The sequence below is a fragment of the Microbacterium sp. CBA3102 genome (assembly GCF_007954505.1).
Taxonomy (GTDB): Bacteria; Actinomycetota; Actinomycetes; order Actinomycetales; family Microbacteriaceae; genus Microbacterium; species Microbacterium aurugineum.
On sequence record NZ_CP042412.1, the window covers coordinates 639,666 to 657,074 of the forward strand.

9 protein-coding genes and 3 rRNA genes are annotated in these 17,409 nt (G+C 64.8%); 4 read left to right on the forward strand and 8 right to left on the reverse strand.

What is annotated here, in order from left to right:
- Positions 1–107 precede the first annotated feature (107 nt).
- Entirely contained in the window at positions 108–380 is a 273-nt protein-coding gene (locus tag FGL91_RS03200; RefSeq protein ID WP_017202671.1) for a metal-sensitive transcriptional regulator, read from the reverse strand.
- 69 nt (positions 381–449) lie between these two features.
- Between FGL91_RS03200 and FGL91_RS03205 the strand changes: the two genes are divergently transcribed.
- The 3 genes from FGL91_RS03205 to FGL91_RS03215 are packed head-to-tail and all read left to right on the forward strand — an operon-like array spanning position 450 to position 3,195.
- Positions 450–1,727, forward strand: a complete 1,278-nt coding sequence (locus FGL91_RS03205; protein ID WP_153243056.1) for a DUF445 domain-containing protein — start codon at positions 450–452, stop codon at positions 1,725–1,727.
- 2 nt (positions 1,728–1,729) lie between these two features.
- Complete coding sequence (locus FGL91_RS03210) at positions 1,730–2,662, forward strand: arginase family protein (RefSeq protein ID WP_153243057.1); 933 nt, start codon at positions 1,730–1,732, stop codon at positions 2,660–2,662.
- Positions 2,659–3,195 (forward strand): AAA family ATPase, encoded by a 537-nt coding sequence (locus FGL91_RS03215; protein WP_153243058.1) that lies wholly within the window; start codon positions 2,659–2,661, stop codon positions 3,193–3,195. Before FGL91_RS03210 ends, FGL91_RS03215 begins: the two co-directional genes overlap by 4 nt.
- Positions 3,196–3,200: 5 nt before the next feature.
- Here FGL91_RS03215 and hutI read toward each other — a convergent pair whose 3' ends face one another.
- From hutI to hutH, 3 genes are read right to left on the reverse strand one after another with little or no spacing between them, the layout of a single operon-like run.
- Positions 3,201–4,376: an imidazolonepropionase gene (gene hutI, locus FGL91_RS03220; RefSeq protein ID WP_153243059.1), complete on the reverse strand. Its 1,176-nt coding sequence runs from the start codon at positions 4,374–4,376 to the stop codon at positions 3,201–3,203.
- A 12-nt stretch (positions 4,377–4,388) separates the two neighbouring features.
- Positions 4,389–6,083, reverse strand: a complete 1,695-nt coding sequence (gene hutU / locus FGL91_RS03225) for a urocanate hydratase (protein WP_153243060.1) — start codon at positions 6,081–6,083, stop codon at positions 4,389–4,391.
- Positions 6,076–7,617, reverse strand: a complete 1,542-nt coding sequence (gene hutH, locus FGL91_RS03230) for a histidine ammonia-lyase (protein WP_153243061.1) — start codon at positions 7,615–7,617, stop codon at positions 6,076–6,078. Before hutH ends, hutU begins: the two co-directional genes overlap by 8 nt.
- Before the next feature lie 52 nt (positions 7,618–7,669).
- Between hutH and FGL91_RS03235 the strand changes: the two genes are divergently transcribed.
- Positions 7,670–8,443, forward strand: coding sequence for an IclR family transcriptional regulator (locus tag FGL91_RS03235; RefSeq protein ID WP_407665293.1), 774 nt, complete (start codon positions 7,670–7,672; stop codon positions 8,441–8,443).
- A 53-nt stretch (positions 8,444–8,496) separates the two neighbouring features.
- Here FGL91_RS03235 and rrf read toward each other — a convergent pair.
- From rrf to FGL91_RS03255, 4 genes are all read right to left on the reverse strand, one after another.
- Positions 8,497–8,614: ribosomal RNA gene (gene rrf / locus FGL91_RS03240) — 5S ribosomal RNA — on the reverse strand.
- A 108-nt stretch (positions 8,615–8,722) separates the two neighbouring features.
- A 23S ribosomal RNA gene (locus FGL91_RS03245) occupies positions 8,723–11,828 on the reverse strand.
- Positions 11,829–12,243: 415 nt separating this feature from the next.
- Positions 12,244–13,767 (reverse strand): 16S ribosomal RNA (locus tag FGL91_RS03250).
- The 16S, 23S and 5S rRNA genes sit together here, the layout of an rRNA operon.
- Before the next feature lie 574 nt (positions 13,768–14,341).
- Entirely contained in the window at positions 14,342–17,362 is a 3,021-nt protein-coding gene (locus FGL91_RS03255; protein ID WP_153243063.1) for an alpha-mannosidase, read from the reverse strand.
- Between the last annotated feature and the right edge of the window lie 47 nt (positions 17,363–17,409).

Consider the following 17,409-nt stretch of genomic DNA (forward strand, 5'->3'; position numbering starts at 1 on the left):
AGGAAGGGCCTCAGGTATAGCGAAATCGGAAGTCTCTTGATCAATTCGCAACGGTATCCGTTGCGATTCTCGAAACCTGCGACCGATTAGCGCCTCGGGGTGATCTCCTACTTGCGGTCGAAGTCGAAGGCCTTGAGCAGTTCGAGGACGGCCTTGTCGCGCTCCTCGCCACCCTCATCGAACATGTGGGTGACGTGCGTGCGCAGGTGGTTCTCGAGCAGCAGCCGGTTCAGCGATTCGAGGGAGCGCTGGATCGCCCGGGACTGCGTGATGATGTCCATGCAGTACTCCTCGTTCTCGATCATCCGCGCGACACCGCGCATCTGCCCCTCGAGGATGCTGGTGCGGTGCAGAGCACGCTTCTTGATGTCTTCGATCACCCCTTGAGGGTACTCCGCCCGCTGCGAAGCGAGACCTCCTGCCCGCGCCCACCGTGAAAGGATGACGTCATGCCGCGAACACCGATGACGCAGCTCTCGCCCTCCGACCAGGAGCGCCTCCGCGCGCTCCGGCGCATGAAGGCGGTCGCCCTCGGAGCGCTGCTGTTCATGGCCGTCGTGTTCGTGATCGCGTTCGCCTTCCAGCAGCGGGTCGGCTGGCTCGGCTACGTCCGCGCCGCCGCCGAGGGAGGGATGGTCGGTGCGCTCGCGGACTGGTTCGCCGTCACCGCGCTGTTCCGCCGTCCGCTCGGGCTGCCGATCCCCCACACCGCGATCATCCCCAACCGCAAGGACGAGATCGGCCGCACGCTCGGAGAGTTCGTCGAGACCAACTTCCTGGCCGGAGACGTCGTGCGCACCAAGCTCTCCAGCACGCACATCGCGCTGCGCGCCGGAGAGTGGCTGCGCGAGCCTCCGCATGCCGAGCGGGTGGGTGCCGAAGGAGCCACGATCGCGACCGCCGTCCTGGGCGCACTGAGCGACGACGACGTGCGCGACCTCATCACCGACCTCGCCCGCGAGCACCTGGTGGCTCCGGAGTGGGGGCCGCCGGCCGGTGCCTGGCTCGAGAAGATCGTCGATGCGGGGGCCCACCACGGCGCGGTCGACCTCGCCGCCGACAGCATCGCGCGGTGGCTCGACGCGAACGCCGCATCGTTCACCGGTCTCGTCTCTCGGCGTCTCCCCGGCTGGGTGCCGAAGCTGGCCCATCGCTTCGTCGACGACACGGTCTACCACGAGGCGGTCAAGTTCGTGCATGCGGTGCAGGCCGATCCGCATCACCCCGCGCGCATCGCGGTCGACGGCTACCTGACCCGCCTGGCGGACAACCTGCAGAACGATCCGGCCACGCGCGCCAAACTCGAGAACGCCAAGGCCTCGCTCTTCGACAGCCCGCGGGTCGGCGCTCTGGCGGCTGAAGCGTGGAACACCGCGAAGAACGGCCTGCTGACCGCTCTCGCCGACCCCGACAGCGGGCTGAGTCGCCGTGCCGTGCAGGCGCTGCAGGAAGTCGGCGAGCGCCTGACCACCGACATCGCCCTGCAGCACCGCGTCGACACCTGGGTGTCGGACGCCGCTGTGTTCCTCGTCGACCGCTACCGGCACGACATCGCCTCGATCATCACCGACACCGTCGAACGCTGGGATCCCGCCGAGACCACCGAGAAGATCGAGCTCATGGTCGGCCGCGACCTGCAGTACATCCGCCTGAACGGCACCTTCGTCGGCGCCCTCGCGGGTCTCGCCATCTTCTCCCTCGCCCACGCCCTGATCCCCGGAGTCTGACCATGACGCCCACTTCCCGACCGTTGAGTCACGACCCGCTCTGGCCCCGCGCCGGCTCCTGGCCCGCTTTCACGGCTGCGGCGGATGCCGTGCTGCTCGGGGTGCCGACCTGGCGCACGTCACTCTCGCCGACCGGAGCCCACGCGACGCCGGCCGCCATCCGCGAAGCGCTTCCCCGCTACGGGACGACGCTGATGGGTCCGCCGGTGCTCGAACTCGACGAGGTTCTGCGCATCGCGGATGCCGGCGATGTGAGCGATCCGGACGGCGCGGACGGCGAGGCGAGGGTCATCTCCCGCGTGCGTGCACTCGCCGGGGCGACCAAGCTCGTGATCGCACTCGGCGGTGACAACTCGCTCACGTATCCGGTCGCGCTCGGCGCCGAAGCCACGGGCCTCATCACGTTCGACGCGCACTTCGACCTGCGCGACGGCGTCTCCAACGGCACACCGGTACGACGCCTCGTGGAAGACGTCCCGACCGCGTCCGCACTGACGACCACCCGGATCGACCCGACCAGGATCGTCCAGATCGGCATCGCCGACTTCGCGAACTCCGCCGCCTATGCGCGGCGCGCGGCCGACTGGGGCATCCGCGTCGTCACGCTCGACGAGGTGCGCCGTCGCGGCATCGACGACGTCGTCGCCGAGGCGCTCGAGCTCGCCGGTGCGGGGGCGGCCCCGCGTGTGCACCTCGACATCGACGTCGACGTCTGCGACCGGTCGGTCGCGCCCGGCTGCCCAGCGAGCGTCCCCGGTGGGCTCCACGCGTGGGAGCTGCGTGCCCTCACGCGTGCCGTCGCCGCGGATGGGCGCGTCGTCAGCGCCGACCTCGCCGAGGTCGATGCGACCACGGACGCGGAGGACGCCCGCACCGTCCGTCTGGCGGCGCTGTGCGTGCTCGAGCTGCTGGCCGGCCTCGCGTCCCGCCGATGAGGATCGTCGTCTCCGGTACGCACGCGAGTGGCAAGAGCACTCTGATCGCGGACTTCCTCGCCGCGCATCCGGAGTATCTCTCGCTCGGGGACCCGTTCGACGACCTCGAGGAGGAGGCGGTCGACCCGTCCGGGGAGGCGAGCTTCGCCGGCCAGCTGCGGATAGCGGCCGGACGCCTGCACGCAACGGCGGGTCAGCAGGACGTGATCGCCGAGCGGGGACCGCTGGACTTCGCCGCCTACCTCATCGCCCTCGAACGGCTCGGGCGGAGCGACGGCGCACTCGTGGAACGTGCGATCGCGATCGCCGAGGACTCTCTCGCTCGCGTCGATCTGGTCGTGCTCGTCCCGCTCGATGCACGCCGGTCGATCCGCATCCCCGCGGACGAAGACCCCGCACTGCGCGAGGCGATGGACCAGGCTCTGTTCGACCTCGCGGACGATCTCGCGCAGGACACCGGAGTGCGTCTCCTCACGGTCGCCGGGGACGGCGAGATGCGGCTGGCCACGCTGGTCGAGGCCATCGCGGAGTGACGGCGTCACCCCACCCGGACGCCGTCCTTCCACACCTGCCGCACGAGCGGGACCCCCGGCCGGTACGCGAGGTGGATCCTGGTCGGTGCGTCCAACAGCACGAGATCGGCCCTGGCACCGGGGGCGATCACCCCGACGTCGTCCCGGCGGAGTGCCTTCGCTCCGCCGGCCGTCGCCGCCCACACGGCTTCCCCCGGGGTCATCCCCATGTCCCGGACGGCCACGGCGATGCAGAACGGCATCGATGAGGTGAAGCTCGACCCCGGGTTCGTGTCGCACGCCAGCGCCACGGTCACGCCCGCGTCGATCAGGCGCCGCGCGTCCGGATACGGCTGCCGCGTCGAGAACTCGACGCCCGGCAGCAGGGTGAGCACGGTGCCGGAGCCGGCGAGCGCTCCGACATCGGCATCCGTCAGATAGGTGCCGTGGTCGATCGACGCCGCGCCGAGCTCGACCGCCAGGCGAACGCCGTCGCCCGGGCCGAGCTGGCTCGCGTGCACCCGGGGGGCGAGTCCGCGCGCGATGCCGGCCTCCAGCACCCGACGTGACTGCGCCACCGTGAAGGCTCCGGTCTCGCAGAACACGTCGATCCACTTCGCGTGCGGAGCACAGGCGTCGAGCATGGGCCCGGTGACCAGATCGACGTACTCGTCCGACCGGTCGGCATACTCGGCGGGGACCACGTGCGCGCCGAGGAACGTCACCTCGGGCGTCACCTCGGCGGCCAGGCGCACCAGGCGCTCCTCGTCGACGACGCTCAACCCGTAGCCGCTCTTGATCTCGACGGTCGTCGTGCCCTGTGCGAGCATCTCGTCGAGGAAGCCGCGCAGACGTGTACGCAGCTCGTCCTCGGTCGCGGCGCGGGTGGCGGCCACGGTCGAGCGGATACCACCGGCGGCGTACTTCTGCCCTGCCATGCGGGCCTCGAACTCGGCCGCGCGGTCGCCGCCGAAGACCAGGTGGCTGTGACTGTCGACGAACCCGGGGATCACGGCGCGCCCACCGGCATCGATCACCTCCTCGGCCACGGGCGCATCCGCAGCGGCGCCCACCCAGGCGATCCGTTCGCCCTCGATCAGCACGGCCGCATCGGTCAGGGTTCCGGTACGGTCACCGGACCCGTCGCCGTGCAGGGCGACGTTGGTGGTCAGTTCCGCGATGTTCGTGAGGAGCGTTGCCATGTCCTGACCCTCTCAGAGCATCGGTATGTTCAGGCCACGCTCATGCGCGATCTCGCGGGCGTGCTCGTAGCCCGCATCGACGTGACGCATCACCCCGGTGCCGGGGTCGTTCGTCAGCACGCGCTCCAGCTTCTCCGCGGCGAGCGCAGTGCCGTCGGCGACGATGACCTGACCGGCGTGGATCGAGCGGCCGATGCCGACGCCGCCCCCGTGATGCAGCGACACCCACGAGGCGCCGGAGGCCGTGTTGAGCAGCGCGTTCAGCAGAGGCCAGTCCGCGATCGCGTCCGAGCCGTCCTTCATCGCCTCGGTCTCCCGGTACGGCGATGCCACCGACCCGGAGTCGAGGTGGTCGCGACCGATCACAATCGGCGCCGACAGCTCACCCGAGGCGACCATCTCGTTGAACCTGAGTCCGGCGAGGTGACGCTCCTTGTAGCCGAGCCAGCAGATGCGTGCGGGCAGCCCCTCGAAGTGGACCTTCTCGCCGGCCTTCTCCAGCCAGCGGTGAAGGGCGGCATCGTCGGGGAAGAGCTCGGCGATCGCACGGTCGGTCTTGTAGATGTCCTCGGGATCGCCGGAGAGGGCCGCCCAGCGGAACGGTCCGCGTCCTTCCTCGAACTGCGGGCGGATGTATGCCGGCACGAACCCGGGGAACTCGAACGCCCGATCGAAGCCTCCGAGCTGAGCCTCGGCACGGATCGAGTTGCCGTAGTCGAACACGGCTGCACCGGCATCCTGGAATGCGACCATCGCCTCGACGTGCGCGGCCATCGACGCACGCGAACGGCGCGTGAACTCTTCGGGGTCGCGTTCCGCCTCGAACTTCCAGTCCGCCACGGTGATGCCGACCGGGAGGTAGGCGAGCGGATCGTGGGCGCTGGTCTGATCGGTCACGATGTCGATCGGAACGCCCCGACGCCGCAGCTCGGGGAACACCTCGGCCGCGTTGCCGACCACTCCGACCGAGAGGGCTTCGCCCGACTCCTTGGCCGCGACCACTCGGGCGACGGCCGCATCGAGGTCGGTCGTGTACTCGTCGAGGTAGCCGTGCTCCACGCGCCGGGCGAGACGCGACTCGTCCACGTCGACGATCAGCACCGCGCCGTCGTTCAGGGTCACGGCGAGCGGCTGAGCGCCGCCCATCCCGCCCGCGCCGCCCGTGAGGGTGAGCGTGCCACGCAGAGAGTCACGACCGAGGGAACGGGCCACGGCGGCGAACGTCTCGTATGTCCCCTGCAGGATGCCCTGCGTGCCGATGTAGATCCACGATCCGGCCGTCATCTGTCCGTACATGATGAGCCCGAGTTCCTCGAGCTTGCGGAACTCCGGCCAGGTGGCCCAGTCCCCCACCAGGTTGGAGTTGGCGATCAGCACGCGCGGCGCCCACTCGTGGGTGCGGAAGACACCCACCGGCTTGCCCGACTGCACCAGCAGCGTCTCGTCCGGTTCGAGCTCGTCGAGGGTGCGCACGATCGCGTCGTACGCCTCCCAGCTGCGTGCCGCCTTTCCCGTGCCGCCGTAGACGACGAGGTCTTCGGGGTGCTCGGCGACCTCGGGATCGAGGTTGTTCATCAGCATGCGCTTGGCGGCCTCGGCACCCCAGCTCTTCGCCGTGCGCTGGTTGCCCCGGGCGGCGCGGACGACGCGGGACCCAGTAGCGGTGGGCTCAGGTGCGGTGGACCCAGTAGCGGTGGGCTCAACCATGGATGTGCTCCTTTGCGATGCGGGCGACGGCGCCCGATTGGACGAGGGCGGTGACGGCCTCCATCTCCGGGGAGAGGAAGCGGTCGGGTCCGGGACCCGCTGCGACGGTGCGGACGAGATCGCGCACGGCGCCGGTCACGGGTCCGGCTTCCAATGGCGCCCGCAGGTCGAGAGCACGCGCGCCGGTGAGGATCTCGATGGCGAGCACCCGGCCGAGGCCGTCGATCGCGCGCCGCAGCTTGCGGGCGGCGGCCCATCCCATCGAGACGTGATCCTCCTGCATGGCGGAGGACGGGATCGAGTCCACCGACGCCGGCACGGCCAGGCGCTTGAGCTCGGAGACGATACCGGCAGCCGCATACTGCGCGATCATCAGGCCGGAGTCGACACCGACCTCGTCCGCGAGGAAGGGGGGCAGACCGTGATTGCGGGCGGGGTCCAGGGCGCGGTCCGTGCGCCTCTCGGAGACGGAAGCGACATCGGCGACCGAGATCGCGAGGAAGTCGAGGACGGCCGCGACCGGAGCACCGTGGAAGTTCCCGTTGGACTCGATGCGTCCGTCGACGGTGATCACGGGATTGTCGATCACGCTGGCGAGCTCGCGGTCGGCGATCATCGCGGCGTGTGCCATCGTGTCGCGCGCCGTGCCGTGCACCTGGGGCGAGCACCGCAGCGAGTACGCGTCCTGGACACGCCCGTCATCCGGTCCCTTGTGGCTGGCGACCATCGGCGAGTCCGCGAGGAACCGGCGCAGGTTGCCGGCCGACTCCGCCTGCCCCATCTGCGGTCGCAGGGCCATCAGGTCGGCAGCGAACACCGCGTCGGTCCCCAACTGGGACTCCACCGACATCGCCGCGGCGACATCGGCGGTGACGAGGAGCGTCTCGAGATCGTGCAGGGCCAGCACCAGCATGCCGAGCATGCCGTCCGTGCCGTTGATGAGGGCGAGCCCTTCCTTCTCGACGAGGGTCAGGGGCTCGATCCCGGCGCGTGCGAGGGCAGCGGAGGCCGGTACCAGCTCCCCGGAAGCATCACGCACCTCCCCCTCTCCCATCGCGGCGAGGGCGATGTGGGCCAAGGGGGCGAGATCGCCCGAGCAGCCGAGCGAGCCGTACTCGCGAACGACCGGCGTGATACCGGAGTTCAACAGCGCCGCGTAGGTCTCGACGACGATCGGCCGGACGCCCGTGCGCCCCGAAGCGAGGGCCTGCAGACGCAGGAGCTGAAGCCCGCGTACGACCTCGCGCTCGACCTCGGCGCCGGTGCCCGCGGCGTGCGACCGGATCAGACTCGCCTGCAACTGGAAACGACGATCCGGCGCGATGAAGGTGGTCGCGAGGGCACCGAAGCCTGTGGAGACGCCGTAGTGGGGATTCGGATCGGCAGCGAGACCGTCGATCACTCGACGGGTCTCGGCGACCCGAGTGAGTGCATCCTGGAATATCGACACAGGAGCGTCGTGGCGGGCGACGGCGACGACGTCGGCAGGCGACAGCGGTGCCGCTCCGACAATCACGGGGGCGAGTTCGGTCATGACTCGATTCCACACCCCGTGGGGCCTGCGGGGCACCCGTTCGTGCCATGCTGTGTCTGTGATCCCAGACAAGCCAGAGGCCGCGAAAGTCCCCGCCGCCGACCACACGCTGCGCATCCTGAGCTATCTCGCCGGACGCCCCGCCCCGGTGGCGGCGTCGGCGATCGCACGGGAGCTCGAGCTCCCCCGCTCGACCGTGTACCACCTGCTGTCCACGCTGGCGGCTCACGGCTTCGTGCTCCACCTGCAGGAGGAGCGCCGCTGGGGCCTCGGCACATCGGCGTTCGAGCTCGCCGGCGGGTACACCCGACAGCAGCCGCTCGCTCGGCGAGGCGCTCCCCTGGTCGCGGCGCTGTCCGACCGCCTGGGCGAGAGCGCCCACCTGGCAGTGATGAGTGGTGGGGACGTGCTGTACATCGTCGAGGAGCGTGCGCCACGCCGCCCCGCACTGGTGACCGACGTCGGAGTCCGCCTTCCGGCTCACCTCACCGCGTCGGGCCGGGCCATGCTGGCTGCGCTGCCCCGCGAACAGGTGCGCGCGCTCTACCCCGATACGTCTGCGTTCCCGGTTCGCACGGGCCAGGGGCCGCAGACACCACGCGAGCTGCGAGAGCTGTTGCGCGAGGTTCGAGCGCGGGGATACGCGACCGAGGACGGTGAGGTCGCGGTGGGCCTGCGCAGCGTCGGCGCAGCCGTCCTCGATGCCTCGGGATGGCCGGTCGCAGCCGTCGCCGTGACCTGGGGCATCGAAGAGTTGGACGAAGCTCTTCTGGCCAGGGCTGTGCAGGAGACCGCAGCCCTGCTGGAGTCTCGGCTGAGACGGTGAGACTTAACGCAAAATGGCCACCCAGCGTTGGGTGGCCATTTTGTTTAAAAGGAGTCCGGCGGTGTCCTACTCTCCCACAGGGTCCCCCCCTGCAGTACCATCGGCGCTGTGAGGCTTAGCTTCCGGGTTCGGAATGTAACCGGGCGTTTCCCTCACGCTATGGCCGCCGAAACACTATTGATGTTTCAATCAAACACATAACAAAGTCATTGTTGTTATGCGGTTCTCGACCGTACATCGAGAACCACTCAGTGGACGCGTAGCACCAACAAACGGTGTGTTATCAAGTCATCGGCTTATTAGTACCAGTCAGCTGCATGCATTACTGCACTTCCACATCTGGCCTATCAACCCAGTAGTCTGGCTGGGAGCCTCTCACCCGAAGGTATGGAAATCTCATCTTGAGGCCGGCTTCCCGCTTAGATGCTTTCAGCGGTTATCCATCCCGAACGTAGCTAATCAGCGGTGCTCCTGGCGGAACAACTGACACACCAGAGGTTCGTCCAACCCGGTCCTCTCGTACTAGGGTCAGATCCTCTCAAATTTCCTACGCGCGCAGCGGATAGGGACCGAACTGTCTCACGACGTTCTAAACCCAGCTCGCGTACCGCTTTAATGGGCGAACAGCCCAACCCTTGGGACCTACTCCAGCCCCAGGATGCGACGAGCCGACATCGAGGTGCCAAACCATGCCGTCGATATGGACTCTTGGGCAAGATCAGCCTGTTATCCCCCGAGGTACCTTTTATCCGTTGAGCGACAGCGCTTCCACAAGCCACTGCCGGATCACTAGTCCCGACTTTCGTCCCTGCTCGACCTGTCAGTCTCACAGTCAAGCTCCCTTGTGCACTTACACTCGACACCTGATTGCCAACCAGGTTGAGGGAACCTTTGGGCGCCTCCGTTACTTTTTGGGAGGCAACCGCCCCAGTTAAACTACCCACCAGGCACTGTCCCTGAACCGGATTACGGTTCGAAGTTAGATATCCAGAGTGACCAGAGTGGTATTTCAACAATGACTCCACACGAACTAGCGTCCATGCTTCAAAGTCTCCCACCTATCCTACACAAGCCACACCGAACACCAATACCAAGCTGTAGTAAAGGTCACGGGGTCTTTCCGTCCTGCTGCGCGTAACGAGCATCTTTACTCGTAATGCAATTTCGCCGAGTTCGCGGTTGAGACAGTTGGGAAGTCGTTACGCCATTCGTGCAGGTCGGAACTTACCCGACAAGGAATTTCGCTACCTTAGGATGGTTATAGTTACCACCGCCGTTTACTGGGGCTTAAATTCTCAGCTTCGCCTTACGGCTAACCGGTCCTCTTAACCTTCCAGCACCGGGCAGGCGTCAGTCCGTATACATCGTCTTGCGACTTGGCACGGACCTGTGTTTTTAGTAAACAGTCGCTACCCACTAGTCTCTGCGGCCTCCAAACGCTTTCGGGAGTAAATCCCTATACGCCGAAGGCCCCCCTTCTCCCGAAGTTACGGGGGCATTTTGCCGAGTTCCTTAACCACGATTCTCTCGATCTCCTTGGTATTCTCTACCTGACCACCTGAGTCGGTTTGGGGTACGGGCAGCTAGAACCTCGCGTCGATGCTTTTCTCGGCAGCATAGGATCACCCACTTTTTATCCGCATCGTGTCTCAGCCTCAATGAATCGCGGATTTGCCTACGACTCGGCCTACGCACTTGCACCAGGACAACCATCACCTGGCTTGGGCTACCTTCCTGCGTCACACCTGTTAATACGCTAACCGCACCAGAATGGGGTCGTACGCTAGGCCCAGAGCGTCACCCCGAAGGGATCAGTCACTGGGATTCAGATACTTAGCACTACTGGATTAGCTTGGGCGGTTCTTCGCCGGTACGGGAATATCAACCCGTTGTCCATCGACTACGCCTGTCGGCCTCGCCTTAGGTCCCGACTTACCCAGGGAAGATTAGCTTGACCCTGGAACCCTTGGTCTTTCGGAGGACGTGTTTCTCACACGTCATTCGCTACTCATGCCTGCATTCTCACTCGTGTAGCCTCCACGGCTGGTTTACACCGCCGCTTCGCTGGCCACACGACGCTCTCCTACCCATCAACACGGCTGGACCACGAAGGCCTACCAATAATGTCAATGCCACAACTTCGGTGGCGTGCTTGAGCCCCGTTACATTGTCGGCGCGGAATCACTTGACCAGTGAGCTATTACGCACTCTTTCAAGGGTGGCTGCTTCTAAGCCAACCTCCTGGTTGTCACAGCAACTCCACATCCTTTCCCACTTAGCACGCGCTTTGGGACCTTAGTTGGTGGTCTGGGTTGTTTCCCTCTCGACTATGAAGCTTATCCCCCACAGTCTCACTGCTGCGCTCTCACTTACCGGCATTCGGAGTTTGGCTGACGTCAGTAACCTTGTAGGGCCCATCGGCCATCCAGTAGCTCTACCTCCGGCAAGAAACACGCAACGCTGCACCTAAATGCATTTCGGAGAGAACCAGCTATCACGAAGTTTGATTGGCCTTTCACCCCTATCCACAGCTCATCCCCTCAGTTTTCAACCTAAGTGGGTTCGGTCCTCCACACGCTCTTACACGTGCTTCAACCTGGCCATGGATAGATCACTTCGCTTCGGGTCTAGGACATGCGACTGAATCGCCCTATTCAGACTCGCTTTCGCTACGGCTACCCCACACGGGTTAACCTCGCCACATATCGCTAACTCGCAGGCTCATTCTTCAAAAGGCACGCTGTCACCCCTACTAAGGAGGCTCCAACGGTTTGTAAGCAAACGGTTTCAGGTACTATTTCACTCCCCTCCCGGGGTACTTTTCACCTTTCCCTCACGGTACTTGTCCGCTATCGGTCATCTGGGAGTATTTAGGCTTATCAGGTGGTCCTGACAGATTCACACGGGATTTCACGGGCCCCGTGCTACTTGGGATACTCTTCGCGCCAAGAGAAGCATTTCGACTACGGGGTTGGCACCCTCTATGACCGGCCTTTCAAGACCGTTCGTCTATACCTTCTTGTAACGCCGCCACCTCGGCAGAGATGACTGAAAAGTCCCACAACCCCCAACGTGCAACGCCTGCCGGCTATCACACACGCTAGGTTTAGCCTGATCCGGTTTCGCTCGCCACTACTAACGGAATCGCGGTTGCTTTCTCTTCCTGTGGGTACTGAGATGTTTCACTTCCCCACGTTCCCTCTACCCGCCCTATATATTCAGGCGGGAGTCACTAGGTCGGCACGCCGCCCAGCGGGGTTTCCCCATTCGGACACCCTCGGATCAAAACTTGCTTATCAGTTCCCCGAGGCTTATCGCAGATTGCTACGTCCTTCTTCGGCTCCAGATGCCAAGGCATCCACCGTTTGCTCTTAAAGACTTGAAATCACATGAGTTTGAATCAAAAACTCGACCCCATCCGAAAATGGAATCAGAAATTGACTAATGATCTTTAAGATCATCTTGTGCAACAACCCGAAGGCTGCTGCAAGATGCTCGCGTCCACTGTGTAGTTCTCAAAGTACGGGCGGTACCCCTCACCGCTTCCCCACCGGGGAAACAACGAAAGGCCCAGAGTAACCAAATGCTTCCAACCCGAAGGTCAAAGCGCATCCGGTCCCTCAGGACCCAACAGCGTGCAGGCACCGACCCCCTCACCCAGAACCTTCCAACCGCAAGCGGCGTACTCATTCCAAGATCAGATCTCGATGCCATGTCAAATGTTCCACCCATGAGCTCCCAGCGAGAAACGAACGTTCCCGAACTGGGTTCTGGACGCCGAAGCGTCAGATGCTCCTTAGAAAGGAGGTGATCCAGCCGCACCTTCCGGTACGGCTACCTTGTTACGACTTAGTCCTAATTACCGATCCCACCTTCGACGGCTCCCTCCACAAGGGTTAGGCCACCGGCTTCAGGTGTTACCGACTTTCATGACTTGACGGGCGGTGTGTACAAGACCCGGGAACGTATTCACCGCAGCGTTGCTGATCTGCGATTACTAGCGACTCCGACTTCATGAGGTCGAGTTGCAGACCTCAATCCGAACTGGGACCGGCTTTTTGGGATTCGCTCCACCTCACGGTATTGCAGCCCTTTGTACCGGCCATTGTAGCATGCGTGAAGCCCAAGACATAAGGGGCATGATGATTTGACGTCATCCCCACCTTCCTCCGAGTTGACCCCGGCAGTATCCCATGAGTTCCCACCATTACGTGCTGGCAACATAGAACGAGGGTTGCGCTCGTTGCGGGACTTAACCCAACATCTCACGACACGAGCTGACGACAACCATGCACCACCTGTTTACGAGTGTCCAAAGAGTTGACCATTTCTGGCCCGTTCTCGTATATGTCAAGCCTTGGTAAGGTTCTTCGCGTTGCATCGAATTAATCCGCATGCTCCGCCGCTTGTGCGGGTCCCCGTCAATTCCTTTGAGTTTTAGCCTTGCGGCCGTACTCCCCAGGCGGGGAACTTAATGCGTTAGCTGCGTCACGGAATCCGTGGAATGGACCCCACAACTAGTTCCCAACGTTTACGGGGTGGACTACCAGGGTATCTAAGCCTGTTTGCTCCCCACCCTTTCGCTCCTCAGCGTCAGTTACGGCCCAGAGATCTGCCTTCGCCATCGGTGTTCCTCCTGATATCTGCGCATTCCACCGCTACACCAGGAATTCCAATCTCCCCTACCGCACTCTAGTCTGCCCGTACCCACTGCAGGCCGGAGGTTGAGCCTCCGGATTTCACAGCAGACGCGACAAACCGCCTACGAGCTCTTTACGCCCAATAATTCCGGATAACGCTTGCGCCCTACGTATTACCGCGGCTGCTGGCACGTAGTTAGCCGGCGCTTTTTCTGCAGGTACCGTCACTTTCGCTTCTTCCCTGCTAAAAGAGGTTTACAACCCGAAGGCCGTCGTCCCTCACGCGGCGTTGCTGCATCAGGCTTGCGCCCATTGTGCAATATTCCCCACTGCTGCCTCCCGTAGGAGTCTGGGCCGTGTCTCAGTCCCAGTGTGGCCGGTCACCCTCTCAGGCCGGCTACCCGTCGACGCCTTGGTGAGCCATTACCTCACCAACAAGCTGATAGGCCGCGAGCCCATCCCCAACCGAAATTCTTTCCAGACGCAGACCATGCGATCACGTCACATATCCAGTATTAGACGCCGTTTCCAGCGCTTATCCCAGAGTCAGGGGCAGGTTGCTCACGTGTTACTCACCCGTTCGCCACTGATCCCACAGAGCAAGCTCCGTGTTCACCGTTCGACTTGCATGTGTTAAGCACGCCGCCAGCGTTCATCCTGAGCCAGGATCAAACTCTCCGTAAAAAAGAAATGCATACGAACACCGGGAAAACGATGAACGCAGCGAGTTTGATGCTGACCAAAGAGACAAATTCATTGCTGACTTCATCCATTGCCAGCCCCCGGAAGGGCTGGTCTTTGATCCAAAGGAATTCTCACCCAGCCGAAGCTAGACGAGGATAATTTGGCATTTGACAAGTGCACGCTGTTGAGTTCTCAAGGATCGGATGCTCCCACGACCCAGTCATCACAACCAGGCCCGCAGGGCAACTTCTCTATCTTACCGATCTCATCTCCGTTGTCAAGTCCGATTTTCTTCGGCCTGAGTGAGGGAACGAGTCAGCACCTTCATCCTGTTCACTCAGTGAGTGTCTGGGATTCGGGAGGTGTTAGCTGCTTGACGGGAGCCGGTCCGAGGACCTCCGCTCAACCGTTTGGGGCGAACAGGTAATAAGTTACGCGGATCCCGGGGATCGGGCAAATCAGGCTCGACCGCCGGGCGTGTCGTGCACGTCCCCGCGCCGCATGCGGGATCGAAACCGCTCCTCCGCACCGGTTTCCCGGCGCGTTTTCGATCCCGCACGCCGCGGATATCCACTCAGCGGGCGATGCGGAGCGTGCGCACCTCGAACGGACGCAGTCTCAGGTCGCCACCGGTACGCGCGTCCTCGATGTCATCCTCGATCAGACTCACCTCGCGCACCCCGTGGTGCTCGAACCCGACCGTCAACTCGCCGGCCGTGCGTCGCCCGAGCGCCTCGTACACGCGCACGATCACGTCGCCCGATCCGTCGTCGGCGAGCTTGACCGCCGACACGACGATCCCCTCACCCCGGACCGACACCAGGGGTTCGACCTCGCGCGCACCCCGCACGACGGTGGGGAGCGCGTTGATCCGGATGCCCTCGGCCGTCGCGATCTCGGCGTCCGCCCCGATCACGAAACCGACCTCGATCTCGTGGTGGCCGTGGTCGGTGTCGGGGTCGGGGAACCGCGGGGCACGCAGCAGCGAGAGCCTCACCGTGGTCGTCACCGCATCATCCGACACCTCGCGGGATGTGTCGTAGCCGTAGATCGAGTCGTTCACGAGTGCGACGCCGAAGTCCTGCTCGCGCACCAGGACGAACCGGTGCATCGACGTCTCGAACTTCGCCGCCTCCCAGCTGGTGTTCGTGTGCGTCACCCGCGACTGGTAGCCGAACTGCGTCTCGGCCTCGGTGTGCGCCGCCTGGATGTCGAGCGGGAAGGCGAGCTTGAGCAGCTTCTCGGTCTCGTGCCAATCGATCTCGTTGCGCAGCAGCACGGTCCGCGAGCCGGGTGCGAGAAGGATCGTCTGCGTGATGGTCGACTCCGAGAACGGGCGCACGACCACGATCTTCGCCACGGTGCCGACCATGGTCGCCTCGATCGACGTGACGGCGGTGAGGTCGTCGACGCTGTTGCGGTAATAGCGATCGATGTCCCAGGCGTCCCACATGTTCGGGAAGTCCTGGTGGAGCTGGAACAGGTTCGCGGCCTTTCCCGCAGCGACCGCCTCGCGCCCCGATGCCTTGTCGACGGCGGAGACGATCAGACCGTCGGCGGACACGCGCACCGAGACGAGCTCGTTCTCCAGCCGCCAGCCGTCGTCCTCCTGCGAGAGCGAGACGGCAGCGGAGGTCGCCTCGGGAAGGAACGCCGCGCCGAGAGCGTGCCCCTGTCCCCCCGCGCGCCCGACCGAGGTCGGCTCGAACCGCAGTTCGCGATCGCCCTCGCCCGCGAGCGAGCGTCGGGCGGCACCCGCGATGTCCTGCGCATCCGAGAGCACGTCCGTCAGCACGGCGACGGCCTCGCGGTGCACCCAGGCGATCGAGGTCCCCGGGAGGATGTCATGGAACTCGTGCAGGAGAACGGTCTGCCACAGGCGGTCGAACTCGGCCTGCGGGTAGGCGGCACCGGTGCGCACCGTATCCGTCGCCGCCCACAGCTCCGCCTCGATCAGCGTGTGCTCGGCCCAGCGGTGCAGTGCCTTGGTGGCGTGCTGGCTGGTGAGCGTTCCGCGGTGCAGCTCGAGGTACAGTTCCCCCACCCACACCGCCGGATGCGGCAGCTCGGCCCTCGCGGCGTCGAAGAAGTCGTCCGGATGCTCCCACACCACCTGCGCGCTGCCCTCGAGGTCGCGGAGGCGTTCGGCCTTGCCCGTCATCTCGCGGGTCGTACCGCCACCGCCGTCACCCCAGCCGACCGGGGCGATCGAGCGCGAGCTGACCCGGTTCTCCTTGAACTGCCGGGCGGCCTTCGCGACCTCCATGCCGCTCAACTGCGAGTTGTAGGTGTCCATTGACGGGAAGTGCGTGAACACCTGCGACCCGTCGATGCCCTCCCAGAGGAAGGAGTGGTGCGGGAAGACGTTCTGCTGGTTCCACGAGATCTTCTGCGTGAAGAACCACTCGAACCCGGCGCGGCGCATCAACTGCGGCAGGGCGGGCGAGTACCCGAAGCTGTCCGGGAGCCACACGCCCTTGGACCGGATGCCGAACTCGCGCTCGAAGAACCGCTGCCCCTGCGAGAACTGCCGCACGAGCGACTCCCCCGTCGGCATCACGGTGTCGGACTCGACCCACATGCCGCCCAGGGGCAGGAAGCGCCCTTCGGCGACCGCGGCCTTGACCCGCTCCCACACCTCGGGGCGGTGCTCCTTGATCCAGGCGTACTGCTGTGCGCTGGACATGCCGTACCGGAACTCGGACTGCTCCTCCAGCAGAGCCGTCATCGACGAAGTGGTGCGTGCGACCTTGCGAATCGTCTCGCGCACAGGCCACAGCCACGCCGAATCGATGTGCGCGTGACCGACGGCCGAGATCCGGTGCGCACTCGCCTCGGCGGGTGCGGCCAGCACTTCGGCCAGGCGGGCGCGGGCATCGGAGGCCGTGGCGACGATGTGCTGCAGGTCGAGGACGTCGAGCGCATCGTCCATGGCCTGCAGGATGCGCATGCGACGGGGCGAGGTCGCCGGCAGCTCCGCCTGCAGCTCGAAGAGCACCTCGAGGTCGAGCGCCAGGTCGAACACTCCCTGCTCGAACACCGCCAGATCCATCCGCCGGGCGCGGTAGAGCGGTTCCTTCGAGGATGTGAGGATGTCGCCCTCCTGCGTCGGGAGGAAGGGGTGGTAGTCCAGGAGCACCGGGTTGGAAGCCGCCTCGAGGTACAGCTCGACCGGCTCGTCGCCCGCTGCCATCTCGACGATCGGGACCCACTGGTTCCGCGGGTTGATGCTCTTCACCGGGATCTGGTCGGACCCCGTGCCGCCCGGTCGGTAGGCGAGGGCCTCGCACTGGAAGCCCGTCATGTTCACGTCGAACCCGAGGTCGATCAGCGCCTCGACCTTGCGGCCGGCCCACTCGGACGGCACCCGCCCGGTGAGCTTGAACCACGTGGTTCCCCAGGCCGGTCCCCACGGGGCGCCCACGGAGCCGGCGGTGTAGTCGAGGGCGAGCCCTTCCGCCGGTGCGATCGGCTCCCCGGGCAGTTCGTGGATCTCGACCTGCAGCGGCACCGACGCCGAGTGGATCGACGGGCGGATGCGCTCCTCCAGCACACGCTTGACGCGGCCGACGGTGAGCGAGGTGTCGTCATGCATAGGGGATCTCCGACTCGACGGTGAGGGCAGATTCGCGGGACGTCGCC

Excerpts from the sequence above, each read along its gene's own strand:
- FGL91_RS03205 (WP_153243056.1), top strand. The coding sequence starts at position 450 with ATGCCGCGAACACCGATGACGCAGCTCTCGCCCTCCGACCAGGAGCGC.
- FGL91_RS03210 (WP_153243057.1), top strand. The coding sequence starts at position 1,730 with ATGACGCCCACTTCCCGACCGTTGAGTCACGACCCGCTCTGGCCCCGC.
- FGL91_RS03215 (WP_153243058.1), top strand. The coding sequence starts at position 2,659 with ATGAGGATCGTCGTCTCCGGTACGCACGCGAGTGGCAAGAGCACTCTG.
- hutI (WP_153243059.1), bottom strand. The coding sequence starts at position 4,376 with ATGGCAACGCTCCTCACGAACATCGCGGAACTGACCACCAACGTCGCC.
- hutU (WP_153243060.1), bottom strand. The coding sequence starts at position 6,083 with ATGGTTGAGCCCACCGCTACTGGGTCCACCGCACCTGAGCCCACCGCT.
- hutH (WP_153243061.1), bottom strand. The coding sequence starts at position 7,617 with ATGACCGAACTCGCCCCCGTGATTGTCGGAGCGGCACCGCTGTCGCCT.
- FGL91_RS03255 (WP_153243063.1), bottom strand. The coding sequence starts at position 17,362 with ATGCATGACGACACCTCGCTCACCGTCGGCCGCGTCAAGCGTGTGCTG.